The organism is Streptomyces longhuiensis, assembly GCF_020616555.1.
GTDB lineage: Bacteria > Actinomycetota > Actinomycetes > Streptomycetales > Streptomycetaceae > Streptomyces > Streptomyces longhuiensis.
Map to the genome: position 1 here is coordinate 8,610,721 of NZ_CP085173.1, position 22,773 is coordinate 8,633,493.

The 22,773-nt window shown below is 70.7% G+C and carries 25 protein-coding genes; 16 read left to right on the top strand and 9 right to left on the bottom strand.

Going from position 1 to position 22,773, the window contains the following annotated elements; translation table 11 throughout:
• Window positions 1-234: 234 nt before the first annotated feature.
• Both LGI35_RS39175 and LGI35_RS39180 read right to left on the bottom strand, forming a co-directional pair.
• Window positions 235-1,575 carry an MFS transporter gene (locus LGI35_RS39175; RefSeq protein WP_227299176.1) on the bottom strand — a complete coding sequence of 447 codons (1,341 nt, stop codon included), beginning with the start codon at window positions 1,573-1,575 and terminating at the stop codon, window positions 235-237.
• Between the two features lie 166 nt (window positions 1,576-1,741).
• Complete coding sequence (locus LGI35_RS39180) at window positions 1,742-2,926, bottom strand: TIGR03364 family FAD-dependent oxidoreductase (RefSeq protein ID WP_227299177.1); 1,185 nt, start codon at window positions 2,924-2,926, stop codon at window positions 1,742-1,744.
• Window positions 2,927-3,105: 179 nt separating this feature from the next.
• Here LGI35_RS39180 and LGI35_RS39185 point away from each other — a divergent pair, with 179 nt between their 5' ends.
• A complete protein-coding gene (locus LGI35_RS39185) occupies window positions 3,106-3,879 on the top strand; it encodes a GntR family transcriptional regulator (protein ID WP_227299178.1) in 774 nt (257 codons plus the stop codon).
• Window positions 3,872-4,561, top strand: a complete 690-nt coding sequence (locus LGI35_RS39190) for a phosphonatase-like hydrolase (protein ID WP_227299179.1) — start codon at window positions 3,872-3,874, stop codon at window positions 4,559-4,561. The genes LGI35_RS39185 and LGI35_RS39190 overlap by 8 nt, the downstream gene beginning before the upstream one ends.
• Before the next feature lie 65 nt (window positions 4,562-4,626).
• On the opposite strand, the gene pgm is transcribed toward LGI35_RS39190, so the two are convergent.
• Window positions 4,627-6,255 carry a phosphoglucomutase (alpha-D-glucose-1,6-bisphosphate-dependent) gene (gene pgm, locus LGI35_RS39195; protein WP_227299180.1) on the bottom strand — a complete coding sequence of 543 codons (1,629 nt, stop codon included), beginning with the start codon at window positions 6,253-6,255 and terminating at the stop codon, window positions 4,627-4,629.
• Between the two features lie 99 nt (window positions 6,256-6,354).
• On the bottom strand, window positions 6,355-7,083 hold the full coding sequence (locus tag LGI35_RS39200; protein WP_227299181.1) for a Clp protease N-terminal domain-containing protein: 729 nt from the start codon (window positions 7,081-7,083) through the stop codon (window positions 6,355-6,357).
• Window positions 7,084-7,233: 150 nt separating this feature from the next.
• Here LGI35_RS39200 and LGI35_RS39205 point away from each other — a divergent pair, with 150 nt between their 5' ends.
• The 4 genes from LGI35_RS39205 (at window position 7,234) to LGI35_RS39220 (ending at window position 9,380) form a co-directional block, all read left to right on the top strand.
• On the top strand, window positions 7,234-7,707 hold the full coding sequence (locus LGI35_RS39205; RefSeq protein WP_227299182.1) for a cupin domain-containing protein: 474 nt from the start codon (window positions 7,234-7,236) through the stop codon (window positions 7,705-7,707).
• A gap of 123 nt (window positions 7,708-7,830) precedes the next feature.
• Window positions 7,831-8,271: an OsmC family protein gene (locus tag LGI35_RS39210; protein ID WP_227299183.1), complete on the top strand. Its 441-nt coding sequence runs from the start codon at window positions 7,831-7,833 to the stop codon at window positions 8,269-8,271.
• 191 nt (window positions 8,272-8,462) lie between these two features.
• Window positions 8,463-9,119: a TNT domain-containing protein gene (locus LGI35_RS39215; protein WP_376223447.1), complete on the top strand. Its 657-nt coding sequence runs from the start codon at window positions 8,463-8,465 to the stop codon at window positions 9,117-9,119.
• A 27-nt stretch (window positions 9,120-9,146) separates the two neighbouring features.
• Window positions 9,147-9,380, top strand: coding sequence for a hypothetical protein (locus LGI35_RS39220; RefSeq protein WP_227299184.1), 234 nt, complete (start codon window positions 9,147-9,149; stop codon window positions 9,378-9,380).
• 26 nt (window positions 9,381-9,406) lie between these two features.
• Here LGI35_RS39220 and LGI35_RS39225 read toward each other — a convergent pair whose 3' ends face one another.
• Entirely contained in the window at window positions 9,407-11,095 is a 1,689-nt protein-coding gene (locus LGI35_RS39225; RefSeq protein ID WP_341483473.1) for a chitinase, read from the bottom strand.
• A gap of 197 nt (window positions 11,096-11,292) precedes the next feature.
• On the opposite strand from LGI35_RS39225, the gene LGI35_RS39230 reads away from it, so the two are divergent.
• A complete protein-coding gene (locus tag LGI35_RS39230; protein ID WP_227299185.1) occupies window positions 11,293-11,580 on the top strand; it encodes a DUF1905 domain-containing protein in 288 nt (95 codons plus the stop codon).
• Between the two features lie 188 nt (window positions 11,581-11,768).
• On the opposite strand, the gene LGI35_RS39235 is transcribed toward LGI35_RS39230, so the two are convergent.
• On the bottom strand, window positions 11,769-12,278 hold the full coding sequence (locus LGI35_RS39235; protein WP_227299186.1) for a mycothiol transferase: 510 nt from the start codon (window positions 12,276-12,278) through the stop codon (window positions 11,769-11,771).
• A 270-nt stretch (window positions 12,279-12,548) separates the two neighbouring features.
• Here LGI35_RS39235 and LGI35_RS39240 point away from each other — a divergent pair, with 270 nt between their 5' ends.
• The 8 genes from LGI35_RS39240 to LGI35_RS39275 all read left to right on the top strand — a co-directional run bounded on the left by LGI35_RS39240 (window position 12,549) and on the right by LGI35_RS39275 (window position 18,920).
• Window positions 12,549-12,965 carry a hypothetical protein gene (locus tag LGI35_RS39240; RefSeq protein ID WP_227299187.1) on the top strand — a complete coding sequence of 139 codons (417 nt, stop codon included), beginning with the start codon at window positions 12,549-12,551 and terminating at the stop codon, window positions 12,963-12,965.
• A gap of 117 nt (window positions 12,966-13,082) precedes the next feature.
• Window positions 13,083-13,475: a hypothetical protein gene (locus tag LGI35_RS39245; protein WP_227299188.1), complete on the top strand. Its 393-nt coding sequence runs from the start codon at window positions 13,083-13,085 to the stop codon at window positions 13,473-13,475.
• Between the two features lie 7 nt (window positions 13,476-13,482).
• Window positions 13,483-14,070 carry a hypothetical protein gene (locus tag LGI35_RS39250; protein ID WP_227299189.1) on the top strand — a complete coding sequence of 196 codons (588 nt, stop codon included), beginning with the start codon at window positions 13,483-13,485 and terminating at the stop codon, window positions 14,068-14,070.
• A 2-nt stretch (window positions 14,071-14,072) separates the two neighbouring features.
• On the top strand, window positions 14,073-14,444 hold the full coding sequence (locus tag LGI35_RS39255; RefSeq protein ID WP_227300708.1) for a peptidase inhibitor family I36 protein: 372 nt from the start codon (window positions 14,073-14,075) through the stop codon (window positions 14,442-14,444).
• Between the two features lie 143 nt (window positions 14,445-14,587).
• Entirely contained in the window at window positions 14,588-15,040 is a 453-nt protein-coding gene (locus tag LGI35_RS39260; RefSeq protein ID WP_227299190.1) for an ATP-binding protein, read from the top strand.
• 112 nt (window positions 15,041-15,152) lie between these two features.
• A complete protein-coding gene (locus tag LGI35_RS39265; protein ID WP_227299191.1) occupies window positions 15,153-16,493 on the top strand; it encodes an FAD-binding oxidoreductase in 1,341 nt (446 codons plus the stop codon).
• A 178-nt stretch (window positions 16,494-16,671) separates the two neighbouring features.
• Window positions 16,672-17,955 (top strand): polysaccharide deacetylase family protein, encoded by a 1,284-nt coding sequence (locus tag LGI35_RS39270; RefSeq protein WP_227299192.1) that lies wholly within the window; start codon window positions 16,672-16,674, stop codon window positions 17,953-17,955.
• Window positions 17,956-18,047: 92 nt separating this feature from the next.
• Window positions 18,048-18,920 (top strand): universal stress protein, encoded by an 873-nt coding sequence (locus LGI35_RS39275; protein WP_227299193.1) that lies wholly within the window; start codon window positions 18,048-18,050, stop codon window positions 18,918-18,920.
• 10 nt (window positions 18,921-18,930) lie between these two features.
• On the opposite strand, the gene LGI35_RS39280 is transcribed toward LGI35_RS39275, so the two are convergent.
• Both LGI35_RS39280 and LGI35_RS39285 read right to left on the bottom strand, forming a co-directional pair.
• Window positions 18,931-19,125: a ferredoxin gene (locus LGI35_RS39280; RefSeq protein WP_227300709.1), complete on the bottom strand. Its 195-nt coding sequence runs from the start codon at window positions 19,123-19,125 to the stop codon at window positions 18,931-18,933.
• A gap of 147 nt (window positions 19,126-19,272) precedes the next feature.
• Window positions 19,273-20,478 (bottom strand): cytochrome P450, encoded by a 1,206-nt coding sequence (locus tag LGI35_RS39285; RefSeq protein ID WP_227299194.1) that lies wholly within the window; start codon window positions 20,476-20,478, stop codon window positions 19,273-19,275.
• Window positions 20,479-20,807: 329 nt separating this feature from the next.
• On the opposite strand from LGI35_RS39285, the gene LGI35_RS39290 reads away from it, so the two are divergent.
• A complete protein-coding gene (locus LGI35_RS39290) occupies window positions 20,808-21,314 on the top strand; it encodes an FBP domain-containing protein (RefSeq protein WP_227299195.1) in 507 nt (168 codons plus the stop codon).
• A gap of 138 nt (window positions 21,315-21,452) precedes the next feature.
• On the opposite strand, the gene LGI35_RS39295 is transcribed toward LGI35_RS39290, so the two are convergent.
• Window positions 21,453-22,298 carry a nitroreductase/quinone reductase family protein gene (locus LGI35_RS39295; RefSeq protein ID WP_227299196.1) on the bottom strand — a complete coding sequence of 282 codons (846 nt, stop codon included), beginning with the start codon at window positions 22,296-22,298 and terminating at the stop codon, window positions 21,453-21,455.
• Between the last annotated feature and the right edge of the window lie 475 nt (window positions 22,299-22,773).

The window sequence follows — 22,773 nt, forward strand, 5'->3', positions numbered from 1 at the left end:
CCAGCACCTATATGTCGAGCGTGTGACATGGCGCTGTGTACGGTCAACGCGCCGGTAACGCGGTGGAGGCGGGTGACCCGACGGTTTCGGCCGCGCTTTGCTTGACAGGGTGGAGCGGTCCCCATCGCAAATCGCGGCGGCGCGCCGGTCGTTGCCGGAATGCGGGCGGGCCGGACGGGCGGGATCCGGCCAAGGGCAAAAACTTGATCAACCCCTGGCCGGACCCCGTGGTCCTCAGGCCGTCACGGCCGTCCGGTTCCAGTGCGGCAGCATGACCGCTCCCGCGAGTGCCGCGGCGGCGGCGAAGCCGTAGAAGAGCGCGGTGGTCGAGAGGAAGCCCGGGAGCAGCCCGCCGAGGATCGCGCCGACGGAGCCGCAGCCGTTGACGAAACCGGTGGCGGTGCCCGCCCCGGCCATGCCTCCCGAGTCGACGGCGGCGACGCCCGCGATCAGGGCGTCGGCGGCGTAGAGACCGAAGCCGATCACGGCCAGGACGCCGACCATCGTCATGGTGCTGCCGGTCGCGGTGAGCGGCACGAACGCCGCGAGCATCACCATCAGCAGCCCGAGCGAGAGGACGCACGGCGGCACACGCCGGGAGGAGAACAGACGGTCCGAGATCCAGCCGACCGTCATCGGCGCCAGCACACCGGCCACGCCGAACGCCACCGGGATCAGCGTGGCCTCCAACTTGCCCACCTCGGGCAGCCGTTCACTGACGATCACCGGGCCCCACAGCAGGAGCGCGTACCGGGCGGGCTTGAGCAGGAAGTACGCGGCGCTGAGCGTCAGGACCATCCGGTTGCGCAGGATCTCGCGGTAGATCTCGCGCGAGGTGGGCGGCGCCTCGGCCGGCTCGGGCGCGGCGCCGGACTCGGCCGTCGTCCCCTGGGCGTCCGGCCGGGGGAGACCCACGTCCGCGGGCTCGTCGCGCTGGAAGACGACGAACAGCGCGAGGACGACGGCCAGCGTCGCCGACCCCGCCAGGAACGCCGCGTGCCAGCTGTCGAAGACCGAGTACGCCCACCAGCCGAGGAACGGCGGCGCCGCCAGGCCGCCGAACGCGTAGTTCGTGCACCACAGGCCGAGGATCCGGCCGCGCTCCTTCACCGGCACGAAACTGGTGACGTTCTTGCACAGCGGCGCCCAGCCCGTCGACTGCGCGAGCCCCTGCACGGCCATCGCGACGCCGAACACCACGAGCGAGGTGCTCAGGCCGATGACCGCCGACGCGACCACCGCGCCCGCCATCCCGCCGATCACGACGACCCGCGGCCCGAACCGGTCCGCCCACGAGCCCCACGCGAACTGCCCCACCGCGTACGCCGCGAGATACACGGCGTCGATCAGTCCGAGCGTGTGGGACGTGAGGGTGTGGTTGACCGCGGGGTCGTCCAGAATGCCGAGCTTGGCGACCGAGAACGCCTGCCGGACGAAGTAGAAGCCCGCGTACGCGATCCAGGTGACGGCGAAGATCTGCCAGCGCCAGCGCAGCGACCGCCGGGTGGAAGCGGGGTCTGCCGCGGGGGACCGGAGCGGGTCGGGCGCGACCCCTGGCCGGGTGCCGTCGGGCATGGTGGTCTCCTTGTCCTCGGTGCCTGGTGAGCGATGAGTGCGGGGGGTGACGTGCCGCAGTGCTACGCAGTGCCGGGCGCCGCGCCGCGAGACGTGCTCGCGGCGCGGGCCGCCCTCTGTGCCGGGGTGGAGTGGTGGTGGCCGGGATCTCGTCCGCGGCGGGCGGTCAGGCGGTGGCGGCCAGGGACTCGTCGAACGTGGCGGCGGCGAGGCCGAACGAGAGCGTCATGCCGATGCCCGAGGTGACCGAGATGGCCCGCACGCCCGGTGCCATGTCGCGGACCAGGAGCGGGCCGCGGCCGCTGCTCGCGTAGACGCCCTGCCAGCGTTCCGTCACCCGCAGGTCGCCGGCGCCGAGGACCTCGGCCGCCGAGTCGAGCAGCAGTCGCGCTGTCGGCTCGTCCTCGAACGGGGTGGCGGTGCGCCCGTAGGCGTGGGAGTCCCCGACCAGGACCGTGCCGTCGGGCAGGCGGGTGAACATGACGTTCGCGACGACGTCGAGCAGCTCGGGACTGTGACCGGTGACCTCCTCGCGCAGCCTCCGCCCCGACGGCATGGCCGTGAAGGCGTCGTAGCGCAGCATGGACGTCGCGGTCAGGATCGCCGCGTCCGTACGGAAGGCATCGGGCGCCGTGACCCGCGCCATGGTCAGGCGGCAGCGCTCGATGCCGTGCTCCTCCGCCGCCGTGGGGTACAGGCGGTCCAGGTCGTGGCCCACGCAGACGAGGATCCGGTCGCCGTGGACCGGGCCGCGGCTGGTGTGGACGGTGCCCTCCTCGACGCCGTTCACGTTGGTGCCCCACACCACGGTGACGTTGGGCTGTACGGACAGCCATGCGGCCAGGTCCGGTGCCGCCTCGCGGGGGTTGACGCGCAGGTCGTCGGGGAGGAAGGCGCCGCCCACGATGTCACCCGCGTCGGCGCCCCGGCCGAGTTCGCCCGCGACCTCCTCGCGGGTCCGCAGCCGGACGGTGTCCGCGCCGCGCTCCTCGCGCAGCTCCTCCAGGACCGCCAGTTCCGCCTCCGACCTCGCCACCACGAGGGCGCCGGCCTCCTTGGCCCACAGGCCCGAGCTCTTCGCGGCCTCCAGCCACCCCGCCCGCGAACGGTAGGCGAGTTCCAGCAGGTCGCCGCGCTGTGCCGTGATGCAGCAGTGCCCGAAGTTGCGTACCGAAGCGCCTACGGGCTGCCAGTCGCGCTCGACGACCGTGACGGTCAGACCGCGCCGGGCGGCCTCGAAGGCGTGGGCGAGGCCGACGACCCCGGCACCGACGATGACCAGGTCGCTGCGGCCGCTGGGGAGGTCGGCGGCGGGCGAAGGGGCGGACGAGGGCGCTGTTGTGATGCTCATGGACTGCAGCGTGCGAGGCTTCGGGCTCGTGGGGCAAGACTTGTGTGTACAAGTTTTCCGTCTGTTTACCTTCCGTGCTCCGTAACGGGGGTGGGCGACCCTGAGATGTCACCGGGTGTCCCCATGCTGGCCACGCCCGGACCTTGAGGGGAGGCGGGTCGAGCTGCCATAGTCATCTTGTGAAGACAAGTAAGGGTGTGCCGCTCCATGAGCAGCTCGGCGCCGAGTTCCTGCGGCGTATCGAGTCCGGTGAGTGGCCGGAGGGCGAGCCGGTACCGAGCGAATCCCAGCTCTGCGAAGAGTTCGGGACCTCGCGGGGGCCGGTCAGGCAAGCCTTGTCGATACTGCGGTCGGACGGGCATCTCGTGGGCGGCCGGGGCAAGCCGCCCGTCGCCAGAAGGGCGGCTCCGTCGCAGCCTTTCGCGTCACTCATGTCGTTCACCCAGTGGGCCAGATCCATCGGCCGCGAACCCGGGCAGCTGACCGTCGAGGTCGCCCGCCGCCGGGCCTCCCCGGAGGCCGCCTCACGGCTGGGCCTCGACGAGGGCGAACCCGTGGTCGACCTGGTCCGGCTGCGTCACCTGGACGGTGTGCCGGTCATGGTCGAGCGCTCCACGTTCGTCCTCCACGTCGGCCGGCACCTGTTCGACATGGACCCCGACGCGGGCTCGATCTACGAGGCCCTCTGTGCGCGCGACGTGGACCTGCACCACGCCCGCCACACCATCGACGCCATCGCCGCCGACACGCAGGACTCGGCGCTCCTCGGCATCGAGCCGGGTGAACCCCTGCTGCGCGTAAGGCGGTTGGCGTTCTCGCGGGACGGCGTGCCCCTGGAGTACGCCGACGACCGCTATCTGCCCGCACTCGCCAACTTCACCATCGAGAACACCGCCGAGGGACGCACCGTCGTCGGCCGGTACCGCACTGACGAGGAGAACCCCAGTGATTGAACTCGCCGTCTTCGACATGGCAGGCACCACGATCGAGGAGCACGGCGCGGTGTACGAGGCGCTGCGCCACGCCGTCGAGTCGACCGGCGTGACGGTCGACGCGCAGGACCTCCAGACGTGGATGGGCACGGACAAGCGCGAGGCCATCGACGCGCTGGTCCGACTCGGCGGCGGCACCCCCGACGCGGAGCTGGTCGAGCGGCAGTACGCGGTCTTCCGCACGTTCCTGAAGGAGCGCTACGAAGTGGTCCCGCCGCAGCCCATAGCCCGGGCGGACAAGGCCCTCGCCGAACTGCGGGCCCGGGGCATCAAGGTCGCCCTGACCACCGGATTCAGCGCCGACGTCGCCCTTCCGCTGCTCGCGTCGCTCGGCTGGTCCACGGGTGAGGGCGGCAACCTCGACGCGGTCGTCACCGCCGACGAGGTCGTCCGCGGCCGTCCCGCCCCGTACATGATCCACCGGGCGATGGAGAAGACCGGCGTCGTGGACGTCCGTAAGGTGCTCGTCGCGGGCGACACCGCGGTCGACCTCCAGGCGGGGCACCACGCGGGCGCGGCGATTGTCGTCGGCGTCCTCACCGGCCAGCTCCCGCGCACGGAGCTCGAACTGAACCCGCACACCTACGTGCTGGACAGTGTCGCCGAGGTACCGGGCCTCGCCGAGGTGACGGCCGCGGAGTAGTCGTACGGCGAAGGGACGTGGGCGGCAGCGCCCGGGCGGACCCGCGCGCCGCCGCCCACGTCCCGTCACTCCTCCGCGAGCGCCGCGTCCACGATCGACTGCGCCTCCGTCTGCACCTGGGCCAGGTGGTCGGGGCCGAGGAACGACTCGGCGTAGATCTTGTACACGTCCTCCGTGCCGCTCGGCCGCGCGGCGAACCAGGCGTTCTCCGTGGTGACCTTCACGCCGCCGATCGCGGCGCCGTTGCCCGGCGCGTGGCTGAGCCGTCCGGTGATGGTCTCGCCTGCGAGGGTGTCCGCAGTGATCGCGTCGCCGCCGAGTTCGGCGAGACGGGCCTTCTGCTGCTTGGTCGCCTTCGCGTCCACGCGCGCGTACGAGGACGAGCCGTGCTCCGCGGCGAGTTCGGCGTAGTACTGCGACGGGGTCTTCCCGGTCACCGCGGTGATCTCGGCCGCGAGCAGCGCGAGCAGGATGCCGTCCTTGTCGGTCGTCCAGACGGCGCCGTCCTTGCGCACGAAGCTCGCGCCGGCGCTCTCCTCGCCGCCGAAGGCGACCGATCCGTCGACGAGTCCCGGCACGAACCACTTGAACCCGACGGGGACTTCGAGCAGCTCGCGCCCGAGGGACGCGACGATCCGGTCGATGACGGCGCTCGACACCAGCGTCTTGCCGATCGCGGCGTCGGACCGCCAGCCGGTGCGGTGCGTCGCCAGGTAGTGGATCGCGACGGCGAGATAGTGGTTCGGGTTCATGAGCCCGGCGTCGGGCGTGACGATGCCGTGCCGGTCGGCGTCCGCGTCGTTCCCCGTCAGCAGGTCGTAGTCGTGCCGCTTCGCGAGGACGGACGCCATCGCGGGGGCCGACGAGGGATCCATCCGGATCTTGCCGTCCCAGTCGAGCGTCATGAAGCGCCAGGTCGGGTCCACCTCGGGGTTGACCACCGTCAGGTCGAGTCCGTACATCTCGGCGATCCGCGCCCAGTAGTGCACACTCGCCCCGCCGAGCGGGTCCGCGCCGATGCGCAGCCCCGACGCCCGGACGGCGTCGGTGTCGATGACGGTGCTCAGCTCCTCGACGTACCGCTCGCGGAAGTCGTACGCCTCCGGAGCCACGTCCTTCGTGCTGCGCACCTCCCGATTGCCGTCGGCGAGCAGCTCGTTGGCGCGGCGAGCGATCCAGGACGTCGCCGTGGAGTCGGCGGGGCCGCCGTGCGGCGGGTTGTACTTGAAGCCGCCGTCGCGCGGAGGGTTGTGGCTCGGCGTGATGACGATGCCGTCCGCCTGGCCGAGCTCCTCGGACGCGGAGCTGTTCCAGCGCAGGATGGCGTGGCTGAGCGCGGGGGTCGGCACGTAGCCGTCGTGGACGTCGGCGAAGACGCGCACGCCGTTCGCCGCGAGGACGCCGAGTGCGGTGTCGAGCGCGGGGCGCGAGAGGGCGTGGGTGTCGGGCCCGATGAACAGCGGGCCCGTGATGCCCTCGCCCGTGCGGTACTCGACGATGGCCTGCGTGATCGCCGCGATGTGCCGTTCGTTGAACGCGCCGTCCAGGCTGGAGCCGCGGTGCCCGCTCGTGCCGAAGACGACGCGCTGCTCGGGGCGGTCCACGTCGGGGACCTTGGTGAAATACGCGTCGACGAGTTCATCGATGTCGACGAGGTCCTCCGGCCGGGCCTGGGTTCCTGCGCGCTCAGTCATGCGGGCATTCTCCCATCACGGCCGCGTAGGACGCAGGACCGCAAAGGTGTCCCGAAGCGCCGCGGCAACTCCGGGACACCCCGACCGGCGGACGGTCCGTCAGGACTGCCGCTTCGCCCGCTCCTTGACGATCGCGGCCAGCGCGTCCGCGACGTACGCCTCGGACGCGGCCTTGTCGATGCCCGACTCGGCGAGGGTGCCCGAGCCGTTCTCCTGCTCCAGAAGGGCCAGCAGGATGTGCTCCGTACCGATGTAGTTGTGGCCGAGGCGCAGCGCCTCGCGGAAGGTCAGCTCCAGCGCCTTCTTCGCGTTCGCGTCGAACTTGACGAGGCCGGGCACGTCGGCGACGGCCGGGGGCAGTGTGGCCGTCGCGTTCTGCCGCACGGTGTCGAGGAGCACGCCCTGCGCCCGGATGGCCTGCGCGGCGAGCCCCTCGGGCTCGGCGAGGAGGCCGAGGACGAGGTGTTCGGGCCGGATCTCGTCGTTGCCGGCGGCCTGGGCCTCGTTCTGCGCGGACATCACGACGTTGCGCGCCCGCGGGGTGTAGCGGCCGAAGCCCGAGCTGGGATCGAGGTCACCGGCCTCGCCGGAGGCCTTGGGCACGAACCGCTTCTGGGCGGCCTGCCGGGTCACCCCCATGCTCCTGCCGATGTCGGTCCAGGACGCCCCGGAGCGGCGCGCCTGGTCCACGAAGTGGCCGATCAGATGGTCGGCGACGTCGCCGAGGTGGTCCGCGGCGATCACAGCGTCGGAGAGCTGGTCGAGTGCGTCGGTGTGGACCTTCTTGATGGCGTCGATCAGGTCGTCGAGGCGTACAGGTGTGGTCATGCCTACTGGCTCCGCAGATTCCGTCATGTGACAACCGTAGGTTGACAGTGCGGGGGGTGTCAACCGCCAGTTGACAGTCGTTGGGGATGCCCTCACGCACGCCGTAGGCTGCGGAGTCCACGACGTACCAACCGGTGAAAGAGGAGAGCCATGCCGTCGGGCCGAGTGTCACTTGCGGACGTGCTGCGCACCGCGGACGAGTCCCGGACAGGCGCCCTGTGGAAGCTCGACGGCGCGGCACGGCAGCTCGACGCGAACCTCGTCCGGCTGCGGCCCGGCACCGTCGTCGCCGAGCACGTCGAGCCGGACCTCGACGTCCTGCTCGTCGTCCTCGAAGGTGACGGGGTGCTCCGGCGCGCCGGGGAAGAGGAGCAACTCGCGCCCAGCGCCCTGGTGTTCATCGCGCGCGGCGAACGACGCTCCGTGACGGCCGGCGCCGCCGGTCTCGCCTACCTCACCGCCCACCGCAGGCGCCCCGGCCTGGCGATCGCGCGGCCCCCGGCCCGCGAGGGCGGCGAACCGGCCTGCCTGCTCGGCCGGATCTGCCCCGCCTGTGACCGGGTCTCCGACGACGCCTCGGCGGCCTACTGCGCCCGTTGTGGCGGACGCCTGCCCGCACCCTGACGCGACCGAGCGGGCGTTCATGCCCGCCCGACGGTCCGGCCTGCGCCGCCCCGTGTCCCCTCGCCCGTACGGTGCCGGGGACGAGCAGGACCGGGCGACCGCAGCGAGGGAGAACCACCCGACATGGCCGACTACCGCATCGAGACCGTCCGCAACGGCGTCCGGGACTGGACCGCACGCAACGACCGCGGCGCCGAGGTCCGCATCGGCGCCGCCGAAGACCCCGACGTGCAGCCGTCGTTCACCCCGGTCGAGCTGCTCCTCGCCGCGCTCGGCGGCTGCGGCGGCCTCGTCACCGACCGCACGGCCCGCACCGTCGAACACGACGGACTGCGCATCGTCGTGGAGTCCGTGTCGCGCCCCGAGGACGACGGCCGCGTCGGCGCGGTCCGCATCAGTTACGAACTGGAGCTGCCCGAGGGCGACGAGCAGGCCGACGACGCCTTCGCCCGCGGCGTGCGTCTGACCCACGAGAAGTACTGCACCGTCAGCCGGACCGTGGAACACGGCGCCCGGATCGAGGCACGGCTCCCGGACGGCACGCTCGTCTTCATGGCGGGCTGACCCGCCCGCGTGGCGGGGCGACGAGCGACCTCCGCGGCGGGGTGCCGCAGGGTCTTCAGGGCGGGGTGAACGGCGCGATGGCCGGATGTCGCCGCCACAGCCGAAGATCACCGTAGTCTCCCTGGGTGTCCGCATGATCACTGTGCGCATGCGGACCTGACGATCCGTCGAAGCATCGAGGAGACGACCGCGTGAAGTCCCTACGTCTGGTCCTGGCCGCCCTGGGAGCGATGGTGGCGCTCACCGCGCCGCCGTCCGCAGCGGCAGCGGAGCCCGCACCGGCTGCCGCCGAGCACCAGCCCTGCACGGGTGAGTTCCGAGGCGACGCCCGGCTCGGACCGAAGTACCTGCCCAAGAAGTGGCAGGCCCCGGTCGGCCCGCTCCTGAAGGCCTACCACCGCACCGGCTCCCTCAGTCCGAAGGCGTTCCTGAAGAAGTACTGGGAGGGGCCGGCGGACTCCGGCAGCTGGAAGTACCCGCCGAACGACGGCTTCACCGAGACCAACGGCCAGGTCGACCGCCGCCCCACGGAGCTGCGGACCGGACAGACCCTCGACCGGTTCGGCTCGGAGTACGGCTCCTACCTGGCGCCCGCCGGGGACGCGTACAAGAAGCGCGCGCTGCCGCCGCAGAACCTCAACACCCGCGAGCCCGCCTACGCGTGCGACTATCACGTCTACGAGGTCGCCAAGCCGTTCTTCGTGTGGCAGGGCCCGATCGCTCCCTGGTTCGAGCAGCCCGGCGGCGGCCGGCAGATCAAGCTCGACCAGGTGTTCCTCAACCCCGGTGAGGGGCAGCGCCTCAACGTGAAGTGGCTCGTGGAACACGACTACCTCGAGCCCGCGTAGGCGAGATCGGCACAGGAGGACGGCTTCGTGGACCGGCACGCACTGGAGCGCGCTCTGCGGCAGGCCGCCGTGCCCCCGACCCACTACTGGATCGAGGGCGTCCACGAACCGTCCCCCACCCCCACCGACTTCCTCTATGTGCGCGAGGACCCCGGCGGGGGCTGGGAGACGGGGGCGTACGAGCGCGGCACCCATGAGACGATCACGCGGCATCCCACGGAGGACGCCGCCTGCGCCCACCTGTGGCAGCTGCTGACCTGAGTGCCACAGTGCGCACCGCGGGGTGCCTACGGGAGTGAATGCACCTTGGGGCCAACGCTGTTCGACCAGGCGTTGCCCGCCGTCGCGTCCCAGTTCGTGGACCAGGTCATCGCGCCCCGCAGACCGGGATAGGTCCTCGCGGGCTTGAAGGAGCCGCAGCCGGTGCCGCGCGTCAGGCAGTCGAGCGCGTTGTTGACGACCGACGGGTCCACGTAGCCACTGCCCGCTCCGCGCGTCGACGCCGGGACGCCGAGGCCGACCTGCGACGGGTCGAGACCGCCCTCGAGCTGGATGCAGGCGAGCGCGGTCAGGAAGTCGACCGAGCCCTGGCTGTAGACCTTGCCGTCGCAGCCGAGCATCGAACCGCTGTTGTAGTACTGCATGTTGACGACCGTGAGGATGTCCTTCACGTTCAGCGCCGTCTTGAAGTACTCACCCGACGTGGACTGCATGTCGATGGTCTGCGGTGCCATCGTGAGGACCAGCTTCGCGCCGGCCTTCGCGGAGAGCTGGTGCAGGGCCTTCGACATGTAGGTGGAGTTGAGGCCGTTCTCGAGGTCGATGTCGACGCCGTCGAATCCGTACTGCTGCATCAGGGAGTAGGCGCTGTCGGCGAACGCGGTGGCCGACGCGTCGCTGTTGACGGACACGCTGCCCTTCTCGCCGCCGACCGAGAGGATCACGGACTTGCCCGCGGCCTGCTTCGCGGCGATGTCGGCCTTGAAGTCGGCGGCCGACGCGTATCCGACTGCGGGGTCGAGCGTGAAGGAGATCTGGCCCGGCGTGCTGGTGGCGTCGGCGAAGGACACCGCGATGATGTCGTACTGCGAGGGGACGTCCCGCAGCTTCTGCACGGTCGCGCCGTTGTTGAAGTTCTGCCAGTAGCCGGTCACCGCGTGCTTGGGCACGGTGCCGCCGCCACCGCCGCCGGAGGTCGCGGTCCTGGCGGTGACGGCCGCCGACTTCGCGGACTCACCGGCCGAGTTGGTGGCGCTGACCTGGAAGCTGTACGAGGTGGCGGCCGCGAGTCCGGTGACGGTGGCGGACGCGCCGCCGACGGAGGCGACCTTCGAGCCGTCGCGGTACACGTTGTAGCCGGTGGCGCCGGAGACCGCGTTCCAGGAGAGGTCGACGGAGGAGGACGTCGCGGTGCCCGCCGCGAGTCCCGCGGGGACCGCCGGAACGACGACGGGATCGCCGCCGCCACCGCCGCCGTCGGGACCGAGCACGCTCACGTCGTCGGCGTAGTACGCGCCCTGCCCGTACCAGCCGTGCGTGTAGACGGTCACGGACGTCGTGTTCGCCCCGGTCGTGAACGTGGTGCTCAGCTGCTGCCAACCGGAGGATCCCGGTGTCCACGTCGACACGTCGGTCGTGCCGGTGCCGCTCGCGCCGAGGTACACGTAACTGCCCTGGACCCAGGAGCTCAGCGTGTACGTCGAGTTGGGCTTGACCGCGACGGCCTGGGAACACTGGGCGGTGTCCTGTGCGGTCGGTGTGCCCTTGAGCGCCTTGGCGCCGCCGTGCACGGGGGAGCCGACCACGGAACCGGTGCCGGCGGAGCACGTCCAGTTGCTCAGGTCCGATTCGAACCCGGCGTTCTTGGCGACGTTGATGTCGGCGGCCTGCGCCGTGGTCGCCAGAGCGGTGACGCCGAGCGCCGCGGCCGCGGTGACGGCCAGTGCGCCCTTGATCCATCTGCGTGCACGGTCCACTTACTGCCTCCGGTGGGGAGTGAAGGGGGCGGGAGTGAACGGTGGCCACCGCTGTAGGGCCCAAAGCTGGTCCAGACCAATCGAGTTGTCAAGACCTCGACCGTGCCCGGGAGGGCTGTCGGAGTGCTCCCGGTGCGATGAGTTCCGCGCGCACGGAAGGTCTTCAGTGATGACGGAGGTCCCCCGAGGAGGCAGAGATGAGCACGTCCAGCACCCTGAACGAGGAGTTCAGCGCCGTTCTGGAGAAGAGCCCGAACGAAGGCGGTTGGACCTATGTCGTGTGGCCCGAATCGGCCGCCTTCTTCGGGACGCGCGGCCTGGTCAAGGTCAGGGGCACGGTCGACGGCCATCCGTTCCGGAGCTCGTTCATGGCGCTGGGGGACGGGAGGCACAAGCTGCCCGTCAAGGCCGACGTACGCAAGGCGATCGGCAAGGAGGCGGGGGACCGCGTCACGATCCGGCTCGAGGAGCGGCTCGGGAGCTGACACCGGGAAGTGAGTGAACGGGGCCGCCGGCCTGGGCGTGGGTAGGGAGTGGCCGGCGGCCCCTCCGCGCAGGAGCCGTCAATCCTGTGCGGGGTTCTTCTCGTAGTGGACTGCGTCGTTCCGATGGCTGGAAGCGTGCGAACACAGTGACTGGGTGCGCCCGATTCACACGGGGCGCGCGCCGGGTCTCAGAGGCGCTCGAGAATTCCGCGCACAAAGGCGGCCTGCCCCGCGTGCTGGAGATCGTCCGAGATGACGCTCACCAGTCGCACGCCCAGCGTGACCGGTGGCGACCAGGTGTCGTCGATCACCTGGTCCAGGTCCGCGTCGCTCAGTCCTGCCACGTGGGCGAGGGTGCGCTCGTGCACGGCGTCGAAGTAGCCGAGGAGCAGATCGACCGACGGGACCTGCACCTTGGCCACCTGCTTGTCGCCGTGGCCGTACCCCGTGTCGGAGGGTGGCAGGGCGAGATCGAGACGGTCGGCCCAGCCGTCGGACAGCCAGACCTGATCGGTGCGGAAGGCGTCGGAGAGGTGATCGTCCTGCACGCGTGTGAGGTGCCAGATCAGCCACGCGATCGAGTTCGAGTCGTCATTGAGCCGGGTGTTGAGTTCCTCGGCGGAAAGATCTTCCACCGCCGAGTGAACCGTTTCGTGGATCCGTCCGAACGCGTCGGTGAGAACGTCCTTGGAGTGCATGACGTGCTGCTTCCTCGACAGCGCGGATTTCACACCCGCGCACCCGTTCCATTCCGGCCATTCGGCACCCTGAATATGCCAGGAGACTGGCCAGAAAGGCATGGTGACAGCGCGTCGGAAGTGTCGATACTCGTCTTCTGAGGAAGTTGAATGATGCCCGACCAATAGATCACTTCGCCGGTCCGGCCCGGCGCACCCGCACCGATCACGCACATCGCACGGAATGAAAGTGAGGCCCGCAGGGCGGCGAACGACGCGACGGGGGAGAACGTGCACGAGGAATTTCTGTGCCATGTCACCGCGTACGGAATCTGCGGCGGTCAGCGCGTCGGCGTACCGCTCGGAACGTACCGCGCGCCCACTCTTCCGCTCGCGATGTGGTGGCTGCGCGACCGCGCTTCCTGGATAGCCGAACGGCTCGATCCGCGCCCCGGCAATCCATATTTCCCCGAGGGTGCCATTGTCCCGGTCACCGACACCGTCCCCGATGTGCCGGGCGCGCTGCGCGACTGGTGCGGCGATATCGAGCGGCAGGAACAAGTGGCCGAGGAACTCGCCGACGGGAAACTGGTCCGGCTGATCGCTCGCGACGACACCACGGAATACGAGTTCCTCGCCGAGTCGGTCGACGCCCTGCGGATGCAGCGCGCCCGCGCGTCAAGCGCCGCGCTCGTTCCTCACCCGTGATCGACGCGGCGCCGATATGACTAGTAGCCGGTACGGGTGGCGGCGCGCTTACCTGCGCAAACGCCGGGGGATTGTGGTCATGCACAGCGTCGTCACCACACTTTCGGAGCCGCTCGAATGCATCGCAGCACCACCTTGCTCACCACCGCTCTCGCCGGCGTCGCCGCCGCGCTGACCCTCGCCGCCCCGACCGCCGTCGCCACCGCGCCGGCCGGTGCCGTGCGGGCCGCGGGCCCGGGACAGGTCTGCTTCTGGACCGAGCCGGGCCAGCACGGCCAGGCCTGGTGTTACGCGCCACCCGGCTACGCCGAGGCGGAGAACGGCACCCAGCGCCACGCCTACTCCTTCGACTCCCGCGTCGACGGCACGGTCTATGCGATCAGCTACGGGCCGGGGAACAGCTGCCTCTACCGCGAGATCCGCAAGGACGACTACGACGAGAACTGGGAGGCGTGGGCCACCAAGTTCGACGGCGTCAGCGACAACAAGATGGGATGCGAAGCGGGCTGATCCGCCGATGACCCACCGACCGCGCCCCTGGGGCCGGCCGTTCCCGGCGCTCACCGCGCTCGGCCCGCTGTCCCTGGCGGGGCTGCTCGTCACCGGCTGCGCGGCCCCGGACCCCGGGCCCGCACTATCCCCGGACGACACCGTCAAGGCCGCCACCCAGCTCCTGACCGACCGCTGCCTCACCGCGCAGGGAATCACCCCGCCGCGCCCTGGCAGACGGCCCGGCACCCAGGTCCAGGAGGAACACCTGTCCGACGCCCTCTTCGGCGCCGGACGCACGGAACTCTCCCTGCGGCTGCCGACCGGATACTCCGTGCGCGCCCACACCGACGGCTGCCTGGCCTCGGCGCAGCGCGCGCTCTACGGCGACCAGCGCCGATGGTTCGAGGTCTCGACCGTCGTCAACAACCTCAAGCCCGAAGCGGCCTACCGCAAGACCAGCCTCACCTCGGTACGGGCCGGACACCGCGCCGAATTCGCGGACTGGCGGCGCCTCCGGGAGCACGCCCTGAACCGCGCGAGGGACCTCCTCACCCACCAGAAACAGCAGCCCCAGCAACAGTCGATTCAGCAGCAAGAGGAAGAGACACAGTGATCATCAAGAACTCCGCCGCGCTCCTCGCGGCCGTCGCCCTCGCCTTCGGCGGCGCCGTCGCCACCTCGTCCTCCGCCTTCGGCGCCTCGTGCCCCAGCGGCCAGTTCTGTGCCTGGACGGACGCGGACTTCGGCGGTCAGCGCACCAATTGGTCGGGCGACGACCACGACTGGGAGGACCCCATCCAGGACCAGGACTCCTCCTGGGCGAACCATGGCATTTCGGGCCCCGGTATCAAGGACCACGTGCAGGTCTACGAGAACCCGGGCCTCATCGGTCTCGGCACTGTCTGCCTCGCCCCGGGCCAGGAGATCGCCTCCGACGGCTGGGGCAACGACAGCGGCGACTCGCATACGTGGAAAATGAGCTGCTGACCTCACGCACCGCGTGACCGGACCGGAGCGGGCGGCATGTCCTGCCGCCCGTTCCGGCCGGTTATGACTGCCGCACGCGCCACTGGGTATCAGGAGGTCTGCAGGGGAGTTACTGTGCCGATCGATCCCATTGAGAGAACCGCATGACCGAGTACCTGGACGGAGTCTTGATGCCGACCGGTGCTGCCGACCGCGCCGAGCCGCTGCGCCGGACGACGCAGTACACCGGAGAGCCTGGCTGCATCGCAGACGCGCGCGCCTTCGCCGAGGTGTTCCTCGAACAGCTGCGGTCCGAGTGGTGCGCCCTGATCGACGCCAGGTCCCGCGGTGATCTGCTGCTCCTGGTCAGCGAGCTCGTCACCAACGCAGACCGCCACAGCCACGGTCCGTACGTCCTCGATCTCGAGGGATCGAAGGACCAGGTGTCCGTCACCGTTTACGACAGCAGCGACGCCGTGCCCCGCCGCTTCGTCAAGGACCCCGCGCGCATCGGCGGGCACGGTCTCGAGATCGTCCACGCCCTCGCCACCGAGGTCATCGTGGAGCGGGTGCCGGTCGGAAAGTGGATCAAGGCCGTCTTTAGACTGCGACCGTAATCGAACGGTTCTCGCGCGAGGAGACGACGACATCGACACGGCACCCGACCGCGACCTTCTGAACGACCTGGCCAAGGCGCTGCCGGGCCTCACCCTGATCGAGGACGGCGACGTGCTGTCCGGGCTCAGCCACGACGACGCGGAGTGGGCGCCGGTGGGCCGGGCGCTCGCGGCGGTCCGGGTGACGGACGCCGGCGAAGTGCAGCAGGTGGTGCGCGCCTGTGCCGCGCTGTCCGTGCCCGTCGTGACCCGCGGCGCGGGCACCGGGCTCTCGGGCGGCGCGAACGCCACCGACGGCTGCCTGGTCCTCGACCTCTCGCGGATGAACCGCATCCTGGAGATCGACACCGAGAACCTGCTCGCCGTCGTGCAGCCCGGCGTCGTCAACAACGACCTGAAGGCGGCCGTCGCCGAGCACGGCCTCTGGTACCCGCCGGACCCGGCCAGCGCCCCTTGGTCGACCATCGGCGGCAACGTCTCCACGAACGCCGGCGGCCTGTGCTGCCTCAAGTACGGCGTCACCCGCGACTACGTCCTCGGCCTCGAAGCCGTGATGGGCGGGCCCGCGGGCGAGTACGGCAGCCGCGTACGGTTCGGCCGGCGCACCACGAAGGGTGTCAGCGGCTACGACCTGACCGGCCTGTTCGTCGGCTCGGAAGGCACCTTCGGAGTGATCACCGAGATCACGCTGCGCCTTCGTCCCGCGCCCGCCGCCGAGCCCCGCACCGTCGTCGGCGCCTTCGACGGCCTCGTCGCGGCGGGCGCCGCCGTCGCGCTGTGCACCCGGCGCGGCCTCCAGCCCGCCGCCCTCGAACTCCTCGACCGGCACTGCATGCAGGCCGTCGAGGACTGGAAGCACCTCGGGATCGAACCCGGCGCAGCCGCACTGCTCCTGGCGAGGATCGACGCGCCGGGCGACGCGGGCGCGGCGGAGGCGGCGGCCGTGGCCGAGGCGTTCACGGACGCGGGAGCGCTCTGGGCCGAACAGTCCACCGACGCCGTCGAGGCGGAGGCCCTGTTCGACGTCCGCAGGCTCGCCTACCCGGCCCTCGAACGTCTGGGCCCCGTGCTGACCGAGGACATCTGTGTACCCCGCTCGGCCGTGCCCGCCATGCTCGCCACCGTCGAGGAGATCGGGCAGCGGCACGGGGTGCGGATCGCGACCATCGCGCACGCGGGGGACGGCAACCTCCACCCGCTCCTGATCACCCCGCCCGGCGACGCCGAGGCGCGCCGCGCGGCGCAGGCCGCGTTCGAGGAACTGCTCGGCGCCGCGGTCGCCGCGGGCGGCACGGTCACCGGGGAGCACGGCGTCGGCCTGCTCAAGCGGGGCGGTATGCGGCAGGAACTCGGCCCCGAGGTCTGCGCGGTGCAGCGCGCGGTGAAGAACACCCTTGACCCGCTGGACCTGTTCAACCCGGGGAAGGTCGTCGGCGACCCCGACGCGAGCTGACCCGACATCGGGACCCCCTCCCTGACTGCCTGCTCCGGCCTGGAGGCCGGCGCATTGGGCAGCGCTTTGCCCGCCGCGCCGACCCAAATGCACTATTTGTGTGCTTATCCGACTTACGGTGCGTGTGTTGTCAGGGGGCTGCGCAACGCGTTCTCAGCGGACGCGGGTTGGGATGCCGATGAGTGAGATCACCCGCAGAGGAGCCGTGGGTCTGGGAATCGGGATCGGTCTGGGCGCCGCTGCCGCGGGCCTTGCCGGATGCGGAACGGGCAGCGACGAGGCCCGCCCGCCCGCGGGTCCCGGCCGCGACCCCGACCGGGGCGCCCAATCGGAGAGAAAGGCCGCGCCCCAGCTGATCGGTGACGGCTCGACGGCGTACACCGGCAGGCAGCCGAAGCAGCCCCCGGTGCCCGTCCCCCTCGAACCCGGCCAGACGCCTCCGCAGTTCGTGATCTTCTCCTGGGACGGTGCGGGCGAGGTCGGCAACGGCCTCTTCCCGCGCTTCCTCGAACTGGCCGAGAACCACGGCGCCCACATGACGTTCTTCCTCTCCGGCCTCTACCTCCTGCCGGAGTCGAAGAAGCGGCTCTACGACCCGCCGAACAACCCTGTCGGCGCCTCCGACGTCGGGTACCTCACCGACGCGCACCTCAAGGAGACGCTGAAGTACACGCGGCAGGCCTGGCTCGACGGCCACGAGATCGGCACGCACTTCAACGGCCACTTCTGCGCCGGCTCCGGTTCCGTCGCCAACTGGACGCCCGCGCAGTGGCGCAGCGAGATCGAGCAGGCACGCGTGTTCGTCAAGACCTGGCGTACGAACACGGGTTGGCACGAGGACGACCCCCTGCCGTTCGACTACGACAAGGAACTCATCGGCGGCCGCACACCCTGTCTGCTCGGCCAGGACAACCTGTTGCCCGTCGCCCGCGAGCTGGGCTGGCGCTACGACGCCTCATCGCCCGGCGGTGTCCAGCGCTGGCCCGAGAAGCGACAGGGACTGTGGGACCTGCCGCTCCAGGCCATCCCGTTCCCCGGCCACAAATTCGAGGTCCTCTCGATGGACTACAACATCCTGGCCAACCAGTCGAAGAATTCCACGCGAGGGCCGTCCTACAACTACCCGGCCTGGCGCCAACAGGCCACCGAGTCCTACCTCGCAGGATTCAACAGGACGTACGAGACGAACCGCGCGCCGTTCTTCATCGGCAACCACTTCGAGGACTGGAACGGCGGGATCTACATGGACGCCGTCGAGGCAGCGTTCAAGGAGATCGCCGGCAAGAAGGACGTACGTCTCGTCTCCTTCCGGCAGTTCGTCGACTGGCTGGACGTCCAGGACCCGAACGTGCTCGACCGGCTCCGCTCACTGGAGGTCGGAGAGGCACCCACGGGTGGCTGGTCGCAGTTCCTCGGCGACGTGGCCGCGGCACCCACCGGCGCGACAGGCAGCACAGCCTGATCCGGCCGAGAGGCCCAAGGCCGTTCTGGCGTGTTGTCCGCCTCGCTGACGCACACTGGTCGGGACCTGATCAGTGACGGAGAGGCAGGCGCATGGACCGCTGGATCACCGCGGGCGTGGACGGATCGCCGGAGAGCGCGGCCGCCGCGGCATGGGCGGCGCGCGAAGCGGTCCGCCGCGGGTACGGGCTGCGCCTGCTGCACGCCTGGTCCCCGCTGCCGGACGTGGCGGCGTCCGCGCCCGATGCCGCGGCGCAGGCCGACTGGGCCAGAAGTGTGGCCGATGAGGCCGGGCGCGCCGTGGCGAGCGGTCACCCCGGGCTGCCGGTGTCGGTCGAGTCCCCGTCCGACGCAGCCGTTCCCGCACTCGTCGGCGCCGCCACGGACGCGGAGTTCCTCGTCCTCGGCTCGCGGGGACACGGCGCGCTCGTCGGCTTCCTCGTCGGGTCGGTCGGGCAGCAGGTCATCGCCGAGTCGGCGCGGCCCGTCGTCCTGGTGAGGGCCGGTGACCGCACCGAACCGGAGGCGGCGGGTCGCGAGATCGTCGTCGGCCAGGAGGGGGCGCCCGAGGACAGCCGCGCGGTCCTCGAGTTCGCCTTCGCCACCGCGTCCGCACGCGGCGCGACCCTCAAGGTCGTCCGCGCGTGGACTCTCCCGGCCCTGTACGCGTACAGCCCCGCCTCGTTGAAGCTGCTCGACGAGGCAGGCGGCATGGAGCCGTACGAGAGGAAGGCGCTCGGCGAGGCGCTCGCGCCGCTGCGCGCGCGGTATCCCGACGTGCCGGTGGTGGAGCACGTCGAGATCGGCAGCGCCGGCCAGGTCCTCCTCGCGTCGGGTGCGGGGGCCCAGCTGGTGGTCGTGGGCCGCCGCGCCCGACGCTCGGCCGTCGGGTCCCGCATCGGGTCCGTCGCGCATGCCGTGATGCACCACGCGCCGTGCCCGGTGGCCGTCGTACCGCCCGCCTGAGCCGCGGACCTCAGCCGTCGGTGACGGTGATGGCCCGCACCGGACAGGCGCGGGCCGCCTCCCGCGCCAGCGGGTCACCGGCGCCGTCGTCGCGGCCCTCCAGCACCTCGCTGAAGCCGTCGTCGTCCTGCGTGAACACGTTCGGCGCCGTCAGCGCGCACATGCCCGCACCCACACAGCTGTCCTTGTCGATCCGGATCCGCACGGTCTGCGCCTCTCTCACGCTCGGGTTCGGCTTTCAGGGGTTTGTTCTGAGGGGTCCGTCTTCAGGGTCTTCAGGGCTCGGTTCTCAGGGTTTGGTTCGCAGGGGTCGGTCGTGAAAGACCGGGTCCGGTTCTGACCGGTCGGGCGGTCACCAGGCGACCGGTAGTTCGAGCATGCCCTGGATCGTGTCGCCCGGCTTGAACGGGATCTCCTCGGCGGGCGCCGCGAGGCGCAGCCCCGGCAGCCGCGCGAACAGCGACCGCAGCGCGATCTCCATCTCGGCCCGTGCCAGGTTCTGCCCCAGGCACTGGTGGACTCCGTACCCGAACGCGAGGTGGTGGCGCGTGGGGCGGTGCCAGTCGAGGGAGTCGGGGGCCGTGAAGCTGTCGTCGTCGCGGTTGATGAGCGAGGTGGAGAAGACGACCCCGTCATCCGCCCGGATGGTCTCGCCCGCGACCTCGATGTCCTCGGTGGCGACGCGCAGGATGCCGTCCGCGATGGACAGGAAGCGCAGCAGCTCCTCGACCGCGGCGGGCAGCAGCGAGTCGGCGGAGCGCAGCTCATCCAGTCGGTCCGGATGGCGGAGCAGGGTGAACGTGCCGAGCGAGATCATGTTCGCCGTGGTCTCGTGCCCCGCGATCAGCAGGATCGTGGCGAGGCTGATCAGTTCCTCGCGGTCGATCTCCTTCTCGTCCGGCCCGCGGTGGATGAGCTCGTCGAGCAGTCCGTCACCCGGCTCACGCCGCTTGCGGTCGATCAACGAGCCCAGGTACGCGTCGAGCTGCTCGCGCGCGGCCTCCGTGTCCGTCACGTCCGGCCCGCGCAGCAGCCGCCGTGACTGCTCCTCGAAGAAGTCGTGATCGGCGTAGGGCACCCCGAGCAGTGAGCAGATCACCATCGACGGCACGGGCAGCGCGAACGCGCTCACCAGGTCGGCCGGCGGTCCCTGCTCGACCATCGCGTCGAGGAACCGGTCGACGGTCTCCTGGATGCGGGGCCGCAGCGCCGTGATCCGCTTGAGGGTGAAGCTCGGGATCAGCATGCGGCGCTGGGCGTTGTGCTCGGGGTCGTCGACCCCGAGCAGGGCGATGCGCCGTTTGCGTGAGAGGGCGAAGCGCTCCGTGGGCATCGGGAAGGCGCGGTTCTCCCGGTCGGTGGACAGGCGCGGGTCGATGAGCAGGTCGCGCGCGACCGACTGGCCGGTGACCACCCACACGGTCCGCCCGTCGAAGAGCGAGACATGGGAGAGGGGCCGCGCCGAGCGCAGCGGATCGTAGGAGGCCGGCGGGTGGTAGGGACACGTGCGGTCCTGGGGGAAGGCGACGGTGTCCGGCGTGGGGGGTGTCACGGTCATGGTGACCTCGCAGGCGGTGAGTCTTCCTTGGTGATCTTCATTAGATGCCTCGGGCATCCAACCGTCCACGCGAAGATCGGCCACTCCGCCCATCAGGGACATCTGGCCGAACCCAGTTGTTCCGCTCCGGTCAAGGGTGTGTTCTGTCTGGTCGGGGCGTCCGGTCGGACCGGCGAGGCGGGTGCGGCATGTGCCGTACGGCCGGTCCGGGTGGGGTGTCCTCGGGCGTGGCGCGGCTTGTTCGCGCCCCGTCGTCCGGATGGGTGGCGACTGCGGCCAGGAGGAAATGCGGATGCTTGTGCGAGCGGCGGTGGGTATCGTCGCCGCACGTGGAACCACTGAACGAGAAACAGATCCGGGCGTCCTTCGTGAACTGCACGAAGGGTGAGGCCGCCCGGATGAAGCTCCCCCTCGACTTCGCCGAGCTCCCCTGGGAGGACCTGGACTTCCTCGGCTGGATCGACCCGGGAGCGCCCCTGCGGGCCCACCTCGTGCGGCCCGGCCCCGACGGACCCCTCGGCATCACCCTGCGGGTCCCCTCCGTGGGCCGGACCAGCGCCGTGAAGTCCAGCATCTGCCAGGTGTGCCTGACCGGGCACGCCTCCTCCGGTGTCGCCCTCCTCGCGGCGCCCCTGGCCGGAGCGCGCGGGCGGGAGGGCAACACCGTCGGCATCTACCTCTGCGCCGACCTCGCCTGCTCGCTCTATCTGCGCGGCAAGCGGCAGCCCAAACTGAGGGCCGGCCGTTACGAGGAGTCCCTCTCGCTCGACGAGCGGATCGCCCGGGCCATGAGCAACCTGGACGCCTTCACGGCGAGGGTCACCGAGGTGGCCTGACCGGTCTTCGTGCAGGGGCCTTGTCGGGAGTGGCGTTGCGACAGGAGGCGTTGTCGTGAGCGGGTTGCGGCCGGATGCCTTGTCGTGATCGGTCCTGCGGCAGAGGGACTTGACGTCACGGGATGTGGGCCGGACGCCCTACATCGCTGCCGCGTCCAGGAGCGGGATGAGCTGCTCCTCCTCGTGGAGCAGGTGCCTCTCCAGTTCGTCCGTGAGCCGCTCCACCTCGGGGAGCACCAGACCGGGGTCGGCGCCGTCCGTGGAGACCGTCTCCTGAAGTTGTGCCAGGAGCGCGGCGATCCGCTCGTGCTCCTCGCGCATCAGCTCCAGGACCGCGCCGAGTTCGGGGTGGCGCGAACCGATGAACGGGAACAGGGCGGCGTCCTCTCCGGCGTGATGGTTGTGCAGTCCCTTGCAGAGCGTGAGGCAGTTGATGCGGAGCTGGGCGCCGAGGCCGGGGCCCGACTCCGCGATCTCCTTGCGGATCAGGCCCAGTTCACGCCGGATCCCGTCGTGGACGGCCTTGAGTCCGTCACCCCAAGACGTCGCTCCCGTCACGTTCGGCGGGCCGCTCTCGATCGCGCGCAGGGCGACCACGGGGATGACGCGGGACGTCTTCGCCTGGTACTCGGCCCAGCCCGGATCGCGCTCTACGGCCCGGGCGAACGCGGCGTCGCGCTCCGCGCCCGCCAGGACCTCGGCCTCCGCCGCGTAGGTGAACACGCCGTCCTCGACGGTGACGCGGGGGATGGCCGTCAGATTGTGGAACCAGTCCGGGTGGCTGGGCGCTCCACCGGCCGAGGCGATCACCAGGACGCGCTCGCCGCCGTCCGGGAGGAAGCCGACGGGGGTGGTGTGTGCGGCGCCCGAGCGGGCTCCCGTGGTGGTGAGGAGGAGGATCCGGCCGCCTTCGAAGGGGCCTGAGAGCCGGCCACGGTTGGCTCGGAACTCATCGATGACGTGCTGATTGAAATCGTTGGGCATTCTCTTCTTTCGTCTCCGGGACTTACGAGAAATCTGGATCGCGGAAGCAAAAGAAGATCGGCGGGCCTCGCGCCCGCCCCGGCCTCACTCGGAGGCCGGGTGCCCTACTCGTTGATGGCCCAAGGCCGACCCGGCAGTCACGGGGCGAGACCCTAGTTCATGCGGGCGGGGGCGGCAATGTGTTTTCGGGCGCGGGCCGCTGCTGTTCGTCTTTGGGTGCGGGGCCGCGGGGGCATGCACGTGCTCGCTGTTCTACGGGTGCACGTCAGCTGGTTGATTGCCTGTACGTGGTGCTGATGGCTCCGCGCGCACATGCCCCCACGTCCCCTCCCGTCTCGTACGCGGCTGTCCGCACGGTCGGGCTCCCGGCCCACCTCTCGTAGACGGCTGATCGTCCGGTGGGGGATCGCGTATGCCGTTCCGCGGCGCCTCGCTCGGCGTCCCGCTGCGTGCTTACGTGCTACCGGGATTTATT